The organism is Tamlana crocina (assembly GCF_012037625.1).
In genome coordinates, this window is the sequence record NZ_JAAVJS010000290.1 from 1 (window position 1) to 427 (window position 427).

1 protein-coding gene is annotated in these 427 nt (G+C 43.3%); it reads right to left on the reverse strand.

The features are described 5' to 3' along the window. A partial coding sequence (locus tag HC176_RS16765) for an aldo-keto reductase family protein (protein WP_209309768.1) occupies nucleotides 1–427 on the reverse strand: 427 nt, incomplete at both ends.

The window sequence follows — 427 nt, forward strand, 5'->3', positions numbered from 1 at the left end:
TTGAGTTGTCTCTTCTGAAGCTGCTTCAGCTAAAGTAAGACTTTTCACCGCAGCCGGTGTAAACCTGAAAGCTGAAAGTGTTGCACTCGCCGGGAACTCCTCTAAAAATTCCTTTTTTTCACCGGGCTTTTCTTCGAGTACACCTATTTCCACCACCTTTTCCTGTGCTCTAAGCTGTTCAACGGCAGCGATGATCTCTTCATGTGGTCCCGCGAAATCCAGGATAAGGAGGTCGAGGTAATCTGTGTCCATAAGATCCAGAATTTTCTCAACCTGCTCAATAAGACCATCTGCTTTTATAATCCCTTTTTCGGGTATTCCAATAAGCTGAACTTCATCCCGGCTAAGTCCGCTTTCGCTAAAGGCTGTACCTAATCCGTGATCATATTTTCCCGGATTTGAAAAGTTAATTAAAAAACTGGAAATA